This window comes from Sinorhizobium sp. 22678, from assembly GCF_052044265.1.
GTDB classification, from domain to species: domain Bacteria; phylum Pseudomonadota; class Alphaproteobacteria; order Rhizobiales; family Rhizobiaceae; genus Sinorhizobium; species Sinorhizobium meliloti_A.
Genome location: NZ_JBQEMS010000002.1, coordinates 247878 through 265008, shown reverse-complemented (window position 1 = coordinate 265008; position 17131 = coordinate 247878). Strand labels below are relative to the sequence as shown.

General features: G+C 59.9%; 15 protein-coding genes. All 15 read left to right on the top strand.

The annotated features are described in order from the left end of the window. The first annotated feature begins 127 nt into the window (after positions 1 to 127). The 15 genes from ACTJKL_RS04665 (at position 128) to ACTJKL_RS04595 (ending at position 17079) form a co-directional block, all read left to right on the top strand. A complete protein-coding gene (locus ACTJKL_RS04665) occupies positions 128 to 1039 on the top strand; it encodes a phage capsid protein (RefSeq protein WP_088202170.1) in 912 nt (303 codons plus the stop codon). Between the two features lie 12 nt (positions 1040 to 1051). Further along, positions 1052 to 1480 (top strand): hypothetical protein, encoded by a 429-nt coding sequence (locus ACTJKL_RS04660; protein ID WP_440852280.1) that lies wholly within the window; start codon positions 1052 to 1054, stop codon positions 1478 to 1480. 52 nt (positions 1481 to 1532) lie between these two features. Continuing rightward, entirely contained in the window at positions 1533 to 2321 is a 789-nt protein-coding gene (locus ACTJKL_RS04655) for a hypothetical protein (RefSeq protein ID WP_440852279.1), read from the top strand. A gap of 45 nt (positions 2322 to 2366) precedes the next feature. After that, a complete protein-coding gene (locus ACTJKL_RS04650) occupies positions 2367 to 4793 on the top strand; it encodes a phage tail protein (protein ID WP_440852278.1) in 2427 nt (808 codons plus the stop codon). After that, the gene (locus ACTJKL_RS04645) at positions 4793 to 5329 is read left to right on the top strand and encodes a hypothetical protein (protein ID WP_440852277.1); all 537 of its coding nucleotides are present in this window, start codon (positions 4793 to 4795) and stop codon (positions 5327 to 5329) included. The genes ACTJKL_RS04650 and ACTJKL_RS04645 overlap by 1 nt, the downstream gene beginning before the upstream one ends. After that, positions 5329 to 7905, top strand: coding sequence for a lysozyme family protein (locus ACTJKL_RS04640; RefSeq protein WP_440852276.1), 2577 nt, complete (start codon positions 5329 to 5331; stop codon positions 7903 to 7905). The genes ACTJKL_RS04645 and ACTJKL_RS04640 overlap by 1 nt, the downstream gene beginning before the upstream one ends. Then, a complete protein-coding gene (locus ACTJKL_RS04635; RefSeq protein ID WP_440852275.1) occupies positions 7905 to 10937 on the top strand; it encodes a hypothetical protein in 3033 nt (1010 codons plus the stop codon). The genes ACTJKL_RS04640 and ACTJKL_RS04635 overlap by 1 nt, the downstream gene beginning before the upstream one ends. Before the next feature lies 1 nt (position 10938). Further along, a complete protein-coding gene (locus ACTJKL_RS04630; RefSeq protein WP_440852274.1) occupies positions 10939 to 11145 on the top strand; it encodes a hypothetical protein in 207 nt (68 codons plus the stop codon). Positions 11146 to 11226: 81 nt separating this feature from the next. Next, on the top strand, positions 11227 to 13563 hold the full coding sequence (locus ACTJKL_RS04625; RefSeq protein WP_440852273.1) for a hypothetical protein: 2337 nt from the start codon (positions 11227 to 11229) through the stop codon (positions 13561 to 13563). Positions 13564 to 13682: 119 nt separating this feature from the next. After that, on the top strand, positions 13683 to 14675 hold the full coding sequence (locus ACTJKL_RS04620) for a hypothetical protein (protein WP_440852272.1): 993 nt from the start codon (positions 13683 to 13685) through the stop codon (positions 14673 to 14675). A gap of 88 nt (positions 14676 to 14763) precedes the next feature. Further along, positions 14764 to 15798, top strand: a complete 1035-nt coding sequence (locus tag ACTJKL_RS04615; protein ID WP_440852271.1) for a hypothetical protein — start codon at positions 14764 to 14766, stop codon at positions 15796 to 15798. 1 nt (position 15799) lies between these two features. Beyond that, positions 15800 to 15964 carry a hypothetical protein gene (locus ACTJKL_RS04610; RefSeq protein WP_157738183.1) on the top strand — a complete coding sequence of 55 codons (165 nt, stop codon included), beginning with the start codon at positions 15800 to 15802 and terminating at the stop codon, positions 15962 to 15964. A gap of 49 nt (positions 15965 to 16013) precedes the next feature. Further along, positions 16014 to 16628 carry a glycoside hydrolase family 108 protein gene (locus ACTJKL_RS04605; RefSeq protein WP_440852270.1) on the top strand — a complete coding sequence of 205 codons (615 nt, stop codon included), beginning with the start codon at positions 16014 to 16016 and terminating at the stop codon, positions 16626 to 16628. Continuing rightward, entirely contained in the window at positions 16625 to 16834 is a 210-nt protein-coding gene (locus tag ACTJKL_RS04600) for a Pam3-gp28 family putative phage holin (RefSeq protein ID WP_440852269.1), read from the top strand. The genes ACTJKL_RS04605 and ACTJKL_RS04600 overlap by 4 nt, the downstream gene beginning before the upstream one ends. Then, the gene (locus ACTJKL_RS04595; protein WP_440852268.1) at positions 16834 to 17079 is read left to right on the top strand and encodes a hypothetical protein; all 246 of its coding nucleotides are present in this window, start codon (positions 16834 to 16836) and stop codon (positions 17077 to 17079) included. The genes ACTJKL_RS04600 and ACTJKL_RS04595 overlap by 1 nt, the downstream gene beginning before the upstream one ends. The last annotated feature ends 52 nt before the right edge of the window (positions 17080 to 17131 follow it).

Below are 17131 nucleotides of genomic sequence, written 5' to 3'. Positions count from 1 at the left end.
GCCCTGCCATCACAGCTTTAGAAGGCCGTCCACGGGACGCTAAGCCGAGGCCCAGCCCGGATCATCCGGACAACTGACCGACAAACACACCCCCAAAAATCTCAACCGTTTTGAAGGAGAGGGACAGATGTCCACTCAGATCACTACGGCGTTTGTCGAGCAGTACAAGGCAAACGTCTACCATCTCGTGCAGCAGAAGGGTTCGAAGCTGCGCGGCTCCGTCCGCATCGAGACCGTCACCGGCGAAAACACGTTCTTCGACCAGATCGGTTCTGTTGCGGCCCAGCTCCGCACTTCGCGCCACTCCGACACGCCGCGCATGGACACTCCCCATTCGCGTCGTCGCGTCTCCCTGGCCGACTATGTCTGGTCCGACCTGATCGACAAGCAGGACAAGGTTCGCATGCTCATCGATCCGACCTCGGAATATGCGCAGGCTGCCATGTGGGCACTCGGCCGCGCGATGGATGATGTCATCCTCGCCGCAGTCGATGGCACCGCATATACCGGCGTTGACGGCTCCACCACGACTGCATTCGACAGCGCCATGATTGTCGATGTGCAGACCGTGTGGCCCTCGGTCACCGCGGCAGACACCGGCCTCAACCTCGCAAAGCTCATCGAAGCCCGCAAGCTTCTCGGGCAGAACGACGTTGATCCGGACGAAGAGGTTTTCGTGGGCGTCAATGCCCGCCAGATCTCCTCGCTGCTCAAGGACGAGCGTGTTGTCTCCGGCGACTACAACGCAGCCCTCCCGCTGGTCTCCGGCCAGATCTCCAAGGTCGGCGGCTGCACCCTCATCCCCTGCAACCGCATCGGAACGGACGGCAACGGCGACGACAAGGTGCCGTTCTGGACCCGCTCGGGCCTGCTTCTGGCTACCGGCCAGGACATGGTCGGTCGCATCTCTGAACGTGACGACAAGAACTACGCCACGCAGGTCTACGCCAGCATGAGCATCGGCGCGACCCGCATGGAAGAAAAGCGTGTCGGCTACATCGAGTGCGATCCGGGCGCCTCTCCGACCACTGACCTCTAAGGAGCCTGATCAATGACCACTCTGACCTCCAACTACAAGGACGGCTCCGTATTCGGGGCCCGTCTTCACCGCTTCCGTGCGGTCGTCACGCTCGCATCCCAGGGGACCGGCACTGTCGATCTGGGAATGCGCATTCCTCCGGGCCATGTCTTCGCATACGGCGTGCTGAATTCGGATACGTCCCTCGGCACCTCGACTGTTGCGATCGGCATCTCCGGCTCTACGGCCAAGTACAAGGCGGCTGCCACGTTCACGGCAACCAACACGCCGACGCTGTTCGGCGCGACTGCTGCCGCGTCCTCGACCTCGCACACCTCGTCTGAAGTCGGCTCGTCCCCGCTCGGCGAAGGCACGAACGAAGACATCATTGCGACCGTTGCTGTTGCCGCTCTGCCGGCCAGCGGCACGCTCGTCGTGGATATGTACTTCTCGTGCACCTGATCTAACGAGGGGGCGGTTCCGGCCGCCCCTTCACTCTTCTGCGGGGTGAGTGATGGCAACAGATGTGAACATTTCCAACCTGGCGCTGACCCGCATCGGCCATGAGGGAGTCACCAGCCTTAGCGCGTCTGGCAACAAGGCTTCCCGGTGGCTGGCCTCTAACTACGAATTCATCCGCCAGGCGCTTCTCCGCGAGCATTCGTGGCGGTTTGCGACCAAGCGCACCTATCTCACGCGCGACACCATCAACGAAATCACAGGCGCGACGGCTGCAAACCCTGTCGTCATCACGATTGCTGATGGTCATTCGATCGCCAACGGGACCGAAGTGTTCATTACCGGCGTTGTCGGCATGACCGAGTTGAACAATCGCGCCTATACGACGGCGGGCGCCACGGCTACCACGCTGCAGCTCTCAGGCGTCGATGGCACGAGCTACACTCCCTATTCCTCGGCCGGCTCTCTTACGGAATACGTGGTCTCTGAATACGCCTATCGGTTTGCTCTCCCCGAAGACTGCCTGCGCATCCTGCGCATCAACGGCGCCGAGCGGGATGATTACCGGGTCGAGGCTGGCTATCTGCTTTCCAACGAAGGCGAGATCAACTGCGAATACATCTTCGACAACACGGACGAGGCCACGTTTGACGCGCAGTTCGTTGATCTGCTTGCCTCCCGCCTGTCGGCTGAGATCTGCTTTTACCTGACGGACAACTCCACGCTGACCGAGCAGAGCTGGAACATCTACAACAACAAGCTTCGCATGGCTCGCGGTATGGACTCCCGGCAGGGAACGCCACGCGGCCTTGATGCCGACGCCTGGCTGGACGCGAGGGTGTAAATGCCCAGCGCTACCGCGTTCCAAACAAATTTCTCCGCAGGAGAATTGAGCCCGCGCCTCTATGCCCGCGTCGATGTCGGTAAATACATGAACGGCTGCTCGCTGCTGGAGAACTTCATCGTTCAGCGGTTCGGCGGTATCAGGAAGCGCGGCGGCACTCAGTATATCAACGAGGTCAAGGACTCGTCCAAGGCTGTCCGCCTGATCCCGTTCACGTTCTCTGTGACGCAGGCGTACATCCTTGAGTTTGGCGACCTTTACATCCGCATCTACACGAACGGCGGCATTGTTGAAAGCGGCGGCTCTCCGGTTGAAGTCACCAGCCCGTACAGTCAAAGCGAAATCTTCGACCTCCAGTTCGCGCAGTCGGCCGACGTTCTCTACATCGTTCACCCGAGCCACGCGCCGCGCGAGTTCTCCCGTACCAGTGCCACGACCTTCACGCTGGAGGAGATGGAATTCGAGGACGGCCCTTTCCTTGAAATCAACTCCACGGCCACGAGGCTGACGCCTGCCGACTACGGATCGCTGACGCCGGTCATGACGGGGCTCACCAGCCCGAGTGGTACGGTAGACTCGTCGGGATCCTCTGCAGACGCGTGGAAGGTCTTCGACAAGGACGAGGGTACAGCCAACACCTGGACCGCCACGCCTGCCGGGTACGTCTCCTACCAGCTTCCCAGCGGTTCGGCGATCGTCAATCATTACTTTCTGACGGCCGTAGATAACGCAGAGAACGCTGTTCGCACGCCGACATCGTGGGTGGTCGAGGGTTCTACCAACGGCTCTACATGGGTGGTTCTGCACACGGTTTCGGGCGAGACGGGTTGGTCTGCTGGCGAAACGCGGTTCTTCCGCTTCAACAATTCGACCGCATACCAATACCACCGCTTCCGCTGGAAGAGCATTGACGGATCGGCGACTGATAACGCCTCTTTCGCCGAGCTTGGGCTGAACAAGGACGCGGACAGCCAGACGGCGTTCAACCTCACGGCGTCGTCCACGACCGGCATCAATGACGGCGATGGCTTCAAGACGAGCGATGTTGGCCGCCATATCCGGTTGCTCGGGTCCGATGGCAAATGGCGCTGGGCGAAGATCGTCTCCCGCACGTCCTCGACCGTCGTCACGATCACGATCAACGGCTATCCGCTTCCCGACCTTTCCCCGACCATCAACTGGCGCATGGGCGCATGGTCGGATGAAACGGGCTGGCCGGGGGCGATCGGCTTCTATAACGGCCGCCTCTGCTTTGCCCGTACCGCTCATCAGCCGCAGACAGTATGGATGAGCGTCGTTGACGACTTCACAAACTTCAGCATCTCCGATCCTCTCGCGGATGATGACGCGATTACGGCCACGGTAGCATCTGACAGCCTGAACGAGATCAAATGGATCGCCGAGGGCACCGAACTGTTTCTTGGTACTACGGCCTCGATCCGCACGATCGGCCCGACCACTTCCACCTCTGCTTTCTCCCCGACCAACATCCAGCAGAAGCGCGAGGCCAATTACGGCGCATCCGATGTGGCTCCGGTTCGGGTGGGCAACAACGCCATCTATGCCGGCTACTACCGCAAGGACGTGCGCGAGATCGTCTATTCCTTCGATGTGAACGGCTACATCAGCAACAACCTGTCCCTGCTTTCCGAGCACGTTCCTTCGCCTGGCATCAAGCAGATGGCCTATGCGCAAGACCCGGATGCGATTGTCTGGGCCTGCGATGACAACGGCGTCCTGTTCGGGATGACCTACGAGCGCGATCAGGAGGTCATTGCCTTCCATACCCACCCAATGGGCGGCGACGGCTTTGTCGAGAGCGTTGCAACGATCCCCGGAACCGGCTCGGATGAGGTATGGCTGCTGATCAGACGGACGATCAACGGCGCGACCAAGCGTTATATAGAACGCCTTTCGGACGGCATGTCGGACACGGACGGCCTGAGTGCCGCAACCTTCCTCGATAGCCATCTGAGCTACAGCGGCGCCTCCGCAACGGTCATGACCGGCCTTGCGCACCTCAACGGCGAGTCCGTCTACGCATGGACGAGCGCGGGCGTGCAGGGGCCGTACACGGTTTCGGCAGGGCAGATCACGCTTGGCACTGCCGTTACATGGGCATGCGTCGGTCTACAATACACCTCGATCATGGAGACGCTTTCCCCGGAGGCTGCGGCACGTGGCGGCACGGCGCAAACCCGGCTGGGGCGCATTACCGAAGTGTTCTTGAGGCTTGATCGGTCGATGAACGGCACTGTTGGGCCGGCTGACGGCACAATGGAAACGCTCGATTACACGGCAAGCGTGGATGTGGACGGGGCCTATGGCTCCTCCAGCGCAGTCTTTACCGGCGATGTTCGTGTTGACGTGGCGATGGAATGGGAGCGCGGCAAGCGCCTCCGCGTCCAGCACGACAGCCCGACGCCGTTCCATGTTCTGGGTCTAATCACTGAAATACGGGTGAGCGGCTGATGTGTTTTGATCCTTTCTCCATCGGCGCATCCATCGCGGCCATTGCTGGCGGTGGTGGTGGCGGCGCTGCCTCCGGTATCGGTACGGCTCTTAGCGCGCTCGGAACTGTCGCGGGTGCGGTTGGCGCCGTCCAGGCCGGCAATCAGGCGAATGCGGTTGGGAACTACAACGCGCAGGTAGCGGAGAACAACGCTGCAGCGGAAAGGCAGCGTGCAGCTTACGAGGCTGGCATCACCCGCGATCGGGTGCGGCAGGTTGTCGGTGCCCAGCGCGCGGCCGCCGCAGCGAGTGGCCTTGATGTCCAGAGCGGGACGCCTGTTACCGTCCTCGGTGATACGGCCAAGCAGGGCGAACTTGACGTGCTGGCCCGCCTCTATTCCGGCGAGTCTGCCGCTCGTGCCTCTCAGAATGACGCCACGATGTTCCGCGCGCAAGGCAAGGCACAGAAGCAGGCCGGCTTCATCAATGCCGCGTCTTCGCTGATGTCCGGCTTTTCCAACATGGCGTCCAGCCGCTACAGACCTCTGGGGGCCTGATGCCGAGATTTCCCACATACGACCGTCAGCAGGGCCTCTCTGGTGGCTCTACGGCGTCTTTCCAGTCTGCGGGTGCATTCACTGCTCCAGCGCAGGCGCTTGCCGATCTGGGCGGCTCCATAGCCGATGTGGGGCAGAGGATCGAACTTGCCCAGCAGAAGGTGCAGAACAGCCAGGATGATACTTGGTTTTCGAAAGCCCGCGCTGAAACCGCTCTCGAAATGCAGAGCGCACAGAACGAATTGCGCCAGCAGGCGACCGATGGCGCGCAGGGCTACACCGACAACGTTAAATCTCGCTACGAGCAGGTTCGTCAGAACTATCTAAAGGGTGCCCCTTCCCAGCGCGCGCGGCAGATGTTTGACGAATGGTCGAACTCCTACAGCGCGAATGTCATTGGCGACGCGGCCACGTTCCAGGCCGAGAGCACGCTTACCAAGCGCAACGACGATTTTGCCAAGGCGATGCTCGCGCACAGTCAGGTGGTGCTTTCCGACCCGAGCCAGTATGATGCCGTGGCCAAGCGGGCAATGGACGACCTCGCGGGCGCTGCGCAATGGATGACGCCCGACCAGGAATTGAAGGCTCGCAACGCTGTCATGCAGGAATTGCAGCTTGCCAGGGCAAAGGCTGAGATCCAGCGCGACCCGGCGAAGTTCCTGCAGGAGATCGGTGTTGGAGGCGCAGAGCAGGGCGGCGCGGGCGCTGTCGATGCTGTCGTGTCGAAGATCATCGGTGCTGAAAGCGGCGGCAATGCCTCGGCCAAGAACCCCAATTCCTCGGCATCCGGTCTCGGCCAGTTCATCGACTCCACATGGCTGAAGACGGTCAAGACCTATCGCCCTGACATAGCGGCCGGCAAGTCCGATCGGGAAATCCTCGCGCTCAAGAATGACCCGGCGCTCGGCCGCGAGATGACCGCGAATTATACGAAGGAGAACGCCGCCTCGCTTGCATCTGCCGGCATCCCGGCGACCGCTGGCAATCTCTACCTCGCGCACTTCCTCGGCCCTGGTGGTGCAAAGACCGTGCTCGGCAATGGCGACGATGCTTCTTTGGAAAGCCTTCTCTCCCCCTCCGTCATTAGCGCGAACTCATTCCTGCGCGGAAAGTCTGTCGGTTGGATCAAGAACTGGGCCGCGAAGAAGATGGGCGGCGCCTCTCCAAACGTGGCCGGCAATGAGCGGTTCTCCGGCCTCGATGTCGCGCAGGTCGTAGGCCTTCAGGAACAGGCGGAAAGCCAGATAGCGGCTACTTCTCGCCAGGAGCAGGCGGCGCTGACGGCTCAGCTTGCGCAGATCAAGGGATCGCTCCAGCTTGGCATCGCGACGGGTGACACCAGCATTACACCGCACACGATCCTTTCCAGCCCGTTGCAGGATGACGACAAGGCGCAGCTTATCAAGAGCTACAACGAGGCCAACGAGGCGGGCATTGCTGTCGGTCAGGCTATGCCGCTCCTGCGCGAAGGGAAGCTTGGCAGCGCCGTTGATCCCTATGACGCGAAGGGCAAGAAGCTCGTTGACGATATCTATGACAAGACCTCCTCTGCCGTGGGTGAAGACCAGCGCCAGCCTTTGGCGGAAGAGATCGTACGGCAAGCCGGCGTTGTCCCGAAAACCGTTCTCAACAGCATCCGGCGTGGCCTGACGGACACGAATGTTGCCAACGTCGAGGCCGCCGCTCAGCAGGCAGCCCGCATCGCCGCGATCAACCCGGCCGCACTGGCTCGCCGTGAAGGTGGTGCGGAAGTTCAGAAAAGGGCGGACGATTTCAACTATTTCGTCAACAGCCTTAACATGTCGCCTGAAGATGCGGCAAAGCGCATCGCGGAGATGAACGACCCCGACAAGCAGCGCGACCGCAAGGCACTGGAGCCGGCCGCCAAGGAGTTCCGCAAGCAGCTTGAAGGAGAAGACCTTGGCTCCCTGTTCGATGAAAGCTGGATGCCGTTTAATGATCCGGACATCGGCTTTACCGAGGGGCAGGCGCTTGGCATCCAGGCTGAATATCAGGCCATCGCCGAGGATCAATTCTTCCAGGCAAACGGCAATGCCGAACTTGCGAAGAACCGCGCGCGGGAAGAGATGAAGCGGCTTTACGGCGTCACCAACGTTACCGGCCGCCCTGTTGTCATGAAGTACCCGCCCGAGCGCTACTGGCCGAAGAACACGGCTTCCGAGGGTGGGCTGTTCGGAATAGGCGCCGATCCTCTAGGCTATGCCAAGACGCAGCTCCACGCCGAGATCGCCGGCCGTGATGCGGATTTCGATCCGGAGTCCGTGCAGTTCGTCGCCACGCCGGGAACGGCACAGATGATCAAGCGCGGCGAAATGCCGGGATACGCGGTCCTCTATGCCGACAAGGATGGCAACTTGCAGACGTTCCCAGGCATGTTGTGGCGGCCCGACTTCAAGCCGGCACAGGCGGCCATCGATAATCGCCAGATGCAGCGGGAAGCGGAGGCGGCGCAGGAAGATGAATTCCAGCGCGAGCGCGTCATTTCCGGTCAGGATCGGGAGCAGACGCTTGATAACTTTCTCGACGGCAATCCTTTGACGGGTCAGGTTGAATAATGCCCTTCATTGAAGAACGCCGCGTAGCGCAAAACCTGACGAATATCGCGCCGGTCGATCAGCCCGACGACCCGACCTTGGCCGATACCTTCGCCGCTGCGTTCCGCTCGGAAAACATGATCGGCTCGTTCCTATCGTCTCGCGGCATGCCTGATCCGCATGAAGTCGAGGAAGGTTTCAACGCCATCGACTATGTGAAGGATGATCCGGAATTCTCGCCCTATGTCGATCAGTTCGCCGGGGTGTTCAACAAGCGGGCGGCGGACGCAAAGAAGATCCAGATCAAACGGGAACTAGCCGATCAGCGGACGATAGATGCAGCGGGCGGCATGGGCGTTGTTGCGGCGATGGCGGCTGGCGTCCTCGATATCCCCACGCTGCTGCCTGTCGGGGGTGGAGCGCTCGGGGCTGGTGTCAGAGGAGCAGCGCTTGCCGCTGGCGTCGATGCGGCAGTCTCCGAAGCAGGCCTGCAGCTCACGCAGACGATGCGCTCGGGTGAGCAGACCGCGTTCAACATCGGCGGCTCTATCCTGCTTGGCGGGGCATTGGGAACGCTGGCGGGTCGCTATCTCTCGACCAAGGCCCAAGGCGAATTGGCCCGAAAGATCCAGGCGCAGGAAAAGGGCTTTGAGGAATTCGACACCGCGTTCGCGAAGGCAAGCTCTGCCGGCGCTGCTGCGCGCGATACGGGGCCGCTCACGCTCAAGGACGAGAAGCTCATCAGCCGTATTCCGATCACCAACCAGCAAGATCCGCTGATCCGGCTGCAGCTTTCCGACTTCGACACGGCAAGGCAAACTGTGCGCGGTTTGGCTGAGACGCCGCTGGAGTATGCCGACAACGCTGCGGGTGTGGCTACCGAGGTAGGCGGGTCCACTGAAACCCGCATGAAGATGTGGAATGCGCCTCTCGCCGAGAGCCTGAACGACATAGACACGACCTACGCGAAATACTTCCACAACGCACCGGAGCCGAGCGCCTGGCAGACGCGACTTTCGCCGATCCGTTCCGAGGTCGCTAGACTGTTTGGCGGCCAGAAGCTCACCTATAAGCAGTTCAAGGAGGAGGTCGGCAAGGCTGCATTCTCCGATGGAAAACACCCGATCCCAGAGGTTGCCGAGGCTGCCGCCATTTACCGCCGTATTGACGATGCGATGAAGGAGGCAGCCATAGAGGCGCGCATTTTCCGTGAAGACGTTAAGGTGGCCGGCGACGTGTCGCACCTGTTCAGGATGTACAACAAGAACAAGATCATCGCGGAGCGCGGGAGGTTCGGCCGTCTCCTCAATGACTATTTTACGTCGAAGCGTGACGCCGCAGCCAAGATTGCCGAGGCAGAGACGGTCGCGAAGAACGCAGACGCCAAGGCATCCAAGGCAGCGCAGGAGCTTGAAGAATTCTCCCGCCTGTCTGATGCGGAAATCAAGGACATCGTAGAGGAGACGATAGACACCATTCTCGGTAATGCGGAAGGCCGCATCCCCTATGATGGTATCGTCTCGGGCCCGCGCGGTCCCTTGAAGGAACGCCTGCTGAAGATCGAGAGCGCCAAGATCCAAGACTTTCTTGAACTGGACATCGAGGACGTTCTACACGCGCAGGTCCGCACCATGTCGGCGGATGTGGAGCTTGCCAAGAAATTCGGCTCCGTCGATCTCAAGGAAGAGATACGCAAGATCAACGACGAGGCGAACGCGAAGATCGCCAACGCCACGACGGCAGAAGAACGCACGCGCCTCGACAAGCAGCGCAAGAACGCCATCAGGGATGTTGAGGGCATCCGCGACCGTCTCCGTGGTCAGTACGCGCTCCCGGCCAATCCTGACGGCCTGGTGCTGCGGGCGGGCAGGGTGGCGAGGAACCTGAACTATCTTCGCCTTCTCGGGGGCATGACCGTTTCGGCAATACCGGACATGGGTAAGGTGGTGTTCGCGCATGGCCTGACGAGCACCTTCCGCGACGGGTTCATTCCGATGGTACGGAATTTCCGTGGCTTTCGCCTCGCTGCGAAGGAGGTCAAGCAGGCCGGCACGGCGCTTGATATGATCCTCGATAGCCGCGCGATGGCCCTTGCAGATATTACCGGAGACTTCGGACGCCACTCCAAATTCGAGCGCGGCATCAAGTCCATATCCTCCCGCTTCGGCGTGGCTTCTCTCATGGCGCCGTGGAACGCCTCGATGAAGCAGTTTGCCGGCCTCGTCACCATGACCAACGTGCTCAAGGCTTCGCAGCGTGTCGCAAAGGGCACGGCTTCGGAGAGCGACATCCGTAAGCTCGCGGCGGCCAGCATCAATGAAGACTTGGCGAAGCGGATTGCGGGGCAGTTCGAAAAGCACGGCGACGAGCAGGACGGCATTCTGCTGGCGAAGGCTGCCGACTGGAGCGATCGCAGCGCCAGGGAAGCGTTCAGGGCTGCCGTCGTTCGCGATGTGGACCGCATCATCGTCACGCCGGGGCAGGATAAGCCGCTCTGGATGAGTACGGAACTCGGCAAGACTATCGGCCAGTTCAAGTCATTCGGCATTTCCTCGATGCAGCGCACGGCACTTGCCGGCCTGCAGCAGCGGGATGCCGCGGTATTGAACGGCGTTCTGGTCATGCTCGGGCTCGGCGCTATGACCTATTGGGCCAAGCAGACGCTTTCGGGCCAGCCGCTTTCGGACAACCCCGCACAATGGGCGGTCGAGGCCTTCGACAAGTCCGGCCTGACGGGCTACCTGATGGAAGTGAACAACATGAGCGAAAAGCTCACGCGCGGCCGTGTGGGCCTGTCCGCTCTGACTGGAGAGCAGGTTTCCCGATACGCCAGCAGGAACGTGACCGGCGCGTTTCTCGGGCCGACGCCTGACGCCATCGCTGATATTTTCCAGATTTCCGGGTCTATTTTCGCTGGAGACACCACAAAAGCGGATCTTCGCAAGGCTCGCCAGTTGATACCGGGGCAAAATCTGTTCTATCTTCGTGGATTGTTCAACCAGGTGGAAGACGCAACCGGCGAAGCGCTGGGCCTTCCCGACACAAGGAAATAGCGTGGGGGCTTTCTTCGGTATCTTCGGGCTCGTGGCGGCAATCTTTGCTGTTGGAGCTGTGATGGAAGGAAACGGCCGGAAAGCGCTTATTTCCGCAGCGTTCTTCATCGTCGCGGCTATCGGCGCCTCGGGCTTCCATACGGGCGGCCAGAACGCTTACGACGACGCCTGCAGCAGGTTCAGCAGCTTCGCTAACTCCTGCGACTGACCTGATCTAAACCAACAATCTCTGACCACACCAAAGGCTCCCTTCCCGGGGGCCTTTTTGCATTGCCGAAAAGGATACGAAATGGGTGCGGATCGCAATCAGTGGCAATACCCGAAGAACGTCGGCGGTAAGGTTATCGGCTGGCGCGATGACGGTAAGGGCATGGAAAACAAGGATTGGGTCAGCCCTGCCGATCTGAACGGGAAACAGGATCACTCCGCCAATCTTGACGAGCTTGCGGGAGTAGACCCCGGCTCTTCCGGGAAGTCGATCCTTGCGCTCAACCTTTCGGCAGATGTTCGAAACTATCTCGACGTGGCGCCGTACGTCGAGACGCGCACGGAACTCAAGGCGCTAGACACCGGGAAGGATCTTGTCGCCATTCTCATGGAGAGCGGCAGGGAAGGCATCTTCCATTGGAAGGCGGGTGATTATTCCGCGCAGATAGCCGCTGACACGCAGGAGGGCGTCTATGTCAAGGCGTCGGCCGTTGCGGCTGCGTCGGGCGCATGGGTGCGCCAGATCGAGGACGTACTGAAACTAGAATGGTTCGGCGCGCTCGGCGGCTCCACGGACGACCATACGGCTATTCAGGCGGCGTGGGACATGGGCGCGTTACTCAAGAAGGTCGTTCTGCACTCGCAGTCGCATCGCGCCTCGGAAGAACTGAAGACCTCCAGCGACCTGCATGTTCGCTTCACGGACGGCGCATGGCTTCGGCAGACAGGCGTCTCAACGACGGGCTCATTCATCACCAATCTGCGAAACAGCGCATCCGACGCTGCGACTATCCAGAGCAATATCGTCTTTGAAAATCCGCAGATCGACGGCTCGCTTTATCCGGCCATAGTCACGGGTACGGCGCAGGCCGGGGCGGCTTCGACAATCACACTCGCTTCCGATGCGTCGGCCGTCGATGATTTCTATAACGGGCTATCCATTGTCATTCTCGGGGGCACTGGCGCGGCTCAGTCGCGCACCATTTCCGACTATGTTGGGTCAACGAGGGTTGCGACCGTTTCGGCCGCGTGGACGACCCCTCCGGATAACACCTCCGTCTATCAGATCGGCTACAATGACAACGCCTTTGGCTTTGCGGCAGGCGCGAGCGAGCTGACGTTCCGTGGCGGATACGTCAAAAACTACCCAGCTTCTGCCATGACACCGGCCGCCTCTGGCGGGAAGGGTATCAACCTGGAGCAGGGCGTAACGAACGCCATTGTTGAGGGAACGATTGCCGAGAACTGCGGCACGGGCTTTTTTGTACAAGGACTTGACGGCACGTTCGCCAACGGTTCGAAAAAGCGCGCCGTATCCATCCAGCTTCTGGGCATCATTGCGAAAAACTGCGGCTCTGCCCTCACCATTGCGGGCGTCAACACCTCAGCCGACCCCGATGGCGACAGCGACGACAGCATGATAGTTGTCAACGGCCTCACCTACGAAAACTGCGGTCATTCTCCGCTACGCGTCGTCGGGTCCGGCCAGCAGAAGGCCGGCATCATCAACCTTCTTGAGGCGCAGAACGTCTCAATTGCGAACGTGCGCGGCCGAAACGACACAGGGTACCCGAACACCTCTCCGGGATACCCGACCGACTACAGCGCGCGTGTTGGCTTCGGCCTAACCGGCAACGTCGGCGCGATGATCTGGGGGTGGGGAAGAAACATCAAAGTCAACGGGTTTGTGCACCACGGCAACGTTGACAACCCTGTTGCTATCCGGCGTGGGCGAGCGCTCGGCGATGACGCGAGTTCTTCTGGCGCGCCGGAGAATTGCTTCAACTGGAGTTTGGCGGGTCTAGAGATACACGGCGTTACCAACGAATACGTCATCCGCATCGACCCGACGCTTGCGAACCGTGTCGCGGCGGCTGAGCTTTCGGGCGAGGTCGAGATCGCCGTAAACGGTTCGTTCGTGACCAGCGGTCTAGTCGACACCAATATGTCATCCTTCTCGGGCATCACTTTGACGACGAGGGATCACGTCGGAGGCAAGACCGTCATAGGCACGCCGCAACAGATCAACGCGGCAGGCAATACCTTCGGCTCCTTCGGGGGCGGTCGCAGTGATCTGCGAAAGGTCGACCGCGTCCTGAATTCAATCAGTATCGCAAAAACGTCCGTGATCGCCGATGACGGCGTTTACTCGTGGGCTGTCCCGTCTGGAACCACTGCGTTTGAGTTGATCATCCACCAGGCAGCCGGCTCGGCGCGTGGCCATCTGGCCTACCTCAACGGTTCATGGAATATCATTGTTCAGACATCCACACTGATCGAAACGTCAACCTCTGTCCTCACCGGGACGACCGGCACGGATACGAAGGTTACGGTGTCATTCAACGGCGGCACCATCTACATCGAAAACCGGCTCGGGTCATCGTACACACCTTATGTGATCCCTAAATATTACGGGTGATCGTGGCAACAATGGCACGGTGTACATTTTGAAACGCCTCGCGACCCAGCAACGGGCTTGACGCTCGCGCTCCTCTCTGACAGTCAATCTCGATTGAGACCCGAGAGGAGGCGCACCTTATGAGTTTGACGAACGCTGAAGAGATAACAGGCGAAATTTTTATTCCCTCCGCGAGGGCAAAGCGCAGGCTGGGAACGTTCTTCGATGAATTTTCCCGCGGCATGAACCCGTTCGGACTCATCCCAACGTTCGGCGTCGCAGATGCTAATACCCCTGTCGCAGAGATTGTCCGCCTGTTCGACAAATTCAACATTGTGAAAGTTCGTGGCGTCTATTCGGCCAAGGAAAGCGCAGAACTTCAGAGGCTCTGCATCCTTGCCTCCAAGCTCAAGCCGCTCGACTACCTGAAAATTTTCAAGGGCGAAGGGCGCGGGTTTACCGGCGGCTCCCCTGTTCTGAATAACAAGAACTTTTGGCCTTATGCTGCCAACAAACACGTCCGGGAAATCGTTCAGAAAATCCTCGGCAAAAACGCCACGGAATTCGGCAGCTCCGTCGCAGCACATTACAGCGCACGCGGTATCCATCGCGACTACCGCCAGCTCTGCGAGAAGGCCGGCTCGGCCTACCACGTCAGCAATCCACAAAAGCGGATTGTCCGCGTGCTCCATTACTGCGCATCCGAAAACATGCAAGGCGGCATGCTCGGGGTGATCCCCTTCAGCCACGACGAGCGGCTGTTCGCAGAGCAGAGCAAGCGCGTCGGCAATAAGCGACCGATAGAATGGTTCGATACTCACCGCGACGAACTCGCTAAACTCCGCACCACCAAAGACTTCTCAGTCGTAGACGAGATTGACCGTCACATTGTCTGGGTCGCCACCGATCCAGGCGACGTTCTAATCACCAACTCGGCGATGCTGCATTGCGGCGAACACATGATGTCCCCTCGGTACTTCTTCGTGTCGACCTACACCGACGTGAATTCCGAAACGCTGCCAATGGCGGCGGCTCAGGTGAAGTCTGAGACAGCGAAGGAATACCACCGCCATCTCCTCTCGCTCGGCTTCGGCGGCAGCAAGGCGCTGCTGAAAGAGGTGGAGAAGAAATAGTTCCGCCGCCCATTACCGACAAGACACTCAGCCCCGCCTTCGAGCGGGGTTTTTCTTTGCCCACTCTCCCACAAAACGAGGTGAATTAATGGCCCTCAGCGACGAAGAGTTGCGTGAGGCTGTCGTTGCGTTCAACGCAAGCGGCGGCAACAAACAGAAAGCCGCCGACGCGCTCGGCATAAAACGGGAGACGTTCCGAGACAGATATCGGGCAGCGGAGAAGAAGGGGATGGTGAAACCGGCCCTTGTCGAGTTCCCGGACCTCGCCGACGAGAGCGAACCGATCGAAGAAGTCATTGACCGTATGACGCGTAACTTTGAGAGGGCCAAGAAGGCGCACGACGCTCGGAAGTGGTTCCCGATCAAGATCCGGGACAATAAGCCGATCGGCATTCTATTCGTTGGCGATCCGCACCTCGATGACAACGGTTGCCATTGGCCCTTGCTCCGAGAGCACATCGACATCGCCAAGAGCACGGAGGGAATGTTCGCCGTCAACATCGGCGACGTTGGGAACGATTGGGGAGGCCGGCTCATCAAGAAATATGCCGACCAAGACACATCGGTACACACCGCAAGGCGCCTCGTGGAATGGCTTCTCCTCGAAAGCGGAGTGTCCTGGCTGGTTTGGCTTCACGGCAATCACCAACACATGGGCGACAGTTCAGCGCTTCATGAGCAGATGAATAAGCGCTATGGAACCCAACGAGTTCCGATGTTGGACTGGGAGGCTCGGTTTACCCTCCAATTCGCCAATGGCGTCGAGTTCCGCATCAACGCGGCTCACGACTTCGCAGGCAATTCCATGTGGAACCCAGTTCACGGCGTCGTCAAGGCCGCGAAGTTCGGGAATGACATCGATGTTCTCGTTTGCGGCCATAAGCACAATTGGGCCGTCAGCCAGTGGGAGCAGGCCGAACAGGGAAACGCCCCCCTTATGATCCGCGTCCGCGGGTACAAGCATCTCGACGGCTTTGCAAGACGCATCGGGAAGTACGAGCAGGACGAAGGGCAATCCATCCTGGTCGTGTTCGACCCCAACGCCACGACGCAAGCGGCCCGCTGTCAGGCATTCGTGGACGTGAAAAAGGGTGCCGAATATCTCGAATGGCTGAGGCGATAACATGGAACAAGCAAAGCAGATCAACACCCGTCTTCATATCCGCGTGAGCAAGGACGGCGCGAACACCTATTACGAGCTGATGGACGGCCCCATGAAGCTTAAAGACGTTTCCAAGGCCGACATCGTTGAGATGCTGATGCAGTTCGCATCGAGCCTCCGCCACTGACGCGGCGTTATACCCTTTCCGCAAATCCAGTAATAACCAGGAACATCTCATGGACCGCAATTTCAAGCGGGCGCTTTCGCTCGTCCTGAAGCATGAAGGCGGATGGAGCGACCATCCGAAAGACCCGGGCGGCGCGACCATGAAGGGCGTCACCCTTACGAGCTTCCGCCAGTACGTGAAGCCCACGGCGACCAAGGCCGATCTCCGCAAGATCACGGATGAGCAATTGGCGACGGTTTATCGCCGGCACTACTGGGACGCCGTGCATGGTGCGGAGCTTCCCGATGGCATCGACTACGCGGCGTTCGATTTTGCCGTAAACAGCGGCCCGTCTCGTTCGGCAAAATACCTGCAGGCCGTCGTCGGCGTTACGCAGGACGGACGCATCGGCCCCGCCACGCTGAAGTCCGTCAGATCGAAGCGGCCCGCGGATGTGGTCAACGCCTTGTGCGACAAGCGCATGGCCTTCCTCAAAGACCTGAGCACCTGGAAAACCTTCGGTAAGGGCTGGACCCGCCGTGTCTCCGATGTGCGCGCTGAGGCTATCCGAATGGCCGGATCTTCGGCCCCGTCGCCCAATTCCCCCGCTACGCCAGCCAAGACGAATTGGCTCGTCGCCCTACTGCAAGCGCTCCTTGCTATCTTCCGGAGACCCGCAAAATGACGATCGATCTATTCATTCCGATCCTCCGCCAGTTCCTCCAGGTTGTCGGCGGCATTCTCCTTGCCAAGGGCTATTTCGACTCCGCCACGGTGGATGCTTTCGTTGGGCTCGGCGTCAACGTCCTTGTTCTGGTCTGGTGGCTGTTTGATCGCAGCAAGATCAACCGAAGAAATTTGATCAACAAATATATCGCGGATCGCGAGTGATGCTGGCCGCCCTCTTCGCCCGCATCAAGGGATATGCCGCTGCAGCGATCGGCGCCGCCATCTTCCTAACCTTCGCCTATTTCCGCGCCCGACAGGACGGGAAGAACGCCGCCAGGCTGGAGCACGCCAAGAGGCAGGCAGAAGCAATCAAGCAGAAAAAAGGAACCGACGATGAAGTGGATCGCATGTCTGACGCTCGCCGTCGCGATGAGCTCTCTAAGTGGATGCGCGACCGCAACGGGTGATTTCTGCGATATCGCATCCCCCATTCGCCCCTCCGTCAAGGACTCGCTGACG